At 46.5% G+C, this 1428-nt stretch carries 1 protein-coding gene; it reads right to left on the minus strand.

Annotated features, from left to right (window positions below):
- Positions 1–1295: MobA/MobL family protein (locus VIM91_RS09605; protein ID WP_331864608.1), on the minus strand; the 1295-nt coding region annotated here is incomplete at its 3' end.
- Between the last annotated feature and the right edge of the window lie 133 nt (positions 1296–1428).

Below are 1428 nucleotides of genomic sequence, written 5' to 3' on the forward strand. Positions count from 1 at the left end.
GGGTTGGGGGCTGGTCTTGCACTTCGCTCAGTTGCTTTGTTAATTTCAATATTTGACTTTCCGATAGCTTCAGTGATTCCCTCAATTGCTTGTTTTGTGTCGTCAATTCTTTGTGTGAGCTTATCATTTGCTTGTGCTGTGCCATTAATTCTTTGTTTTGTGTCATCACATCGCTTTGGTAGGTTTTCGCATCGTTTAGCTGCCCAAGCAATGCCTGATTTTGCGTTTTCAATGCATCGTTTTGTGTCGTCAACTCGATCTGCCGTTCTATTATTTTGTTCTGTGCAGTATGTAATGTGAGGTTCTGAGCTTCTAGAGAGTTGTTTTGTAAAATCAGCTCGTCGTTTTGTGCCTCCAATGCGTCCAGGTAGTCTTGCGTTTTTCTCAGTTGCCCAAGCAAGTCCTTTTCTAAGTGCGCTAATTCGTCGCTCATTGTCTGCCTCCTGTTTGATATGGTTGTCAGCCACCAATTTATTACGTGCTTTGATGGCGCGGTTGGTGTCTCCTTTTTCGGTCGTGATGCCTCGGCGCTCCATTGCCGTCGCCTCAACGCCCATTTTAATGGTGGGCTGCTGATCAAGCCCCTGATCCTTATAACTGCGCGCATCCATCAATGGCAGATGATGCTGCGCCAACACTTTATTGGCGGTATCTACCCACATCTCCCGAACACGCTTAATCTCTTGCATCGATGACGGCAGATCATGCGCCTTACGTTTTTTATTGGACCACTCAAACGGGGTCTTAAGCTTTGGATCAAATGCCAAGGTTTTATTTGGTCCAACGGTAGGCGCTCGAGTAGTGACTAAAATATGCGCGTGAAAATTACGGGGATCAGGGTTTTCCTCACCCTCACGCAAATACTTAGAACTTGGCGGTACATTAGGATCGAATGGCAACTTCATCACTGGACGATGGATACACACATCCGCAATCACATCCATATCGTCACAAAGCTTTTGGGCAAAGTTTATGGCCAGCTGATGCCGATCATACTCGTCTAACTCATACGGCAAATTAATCAGCCACTCACGCGCCACCCGACTGTCCGAACGGGTCTCTGCCGCTTCAGCGGTATTCCAAAGCGTCTCTCTATCCACACTCACACCCAGCGCTTTTAATGAGAACGGTAAAACGATATCACTGCTCATCACCCCAGACTTTTTACTATAGTCATGGGTCTTTCCATATTTGGCATCATCAAGCACATCGCCAGCACGATAGGCGGCACACGCCACCGCCGACTGTCCTGCTTTTCGAGAAATCGCCTTTGTTGCAATGTGTACCATTGTCATAAAGAGTCACCTGCTATTTTTGCTTTTTGCACACCACCGCTTTTCGTGGTGTGCGGGGTTTGGGGTTTCCCCAACGAAGAAGGATTCAAAATTAAGATAGTAACGAAGTGGATAGATTAAATTTTGAGTCGTT

The sequence above is a fragment of the Thiomicrospira sp. genome (assembly GCF_036568485.1).
GTDB lineage: Bacteria > Pseudomonadota > Gammaproteobacteria > Thiomicrospirales > Thiomicrospiraceae > Thiomicrospira.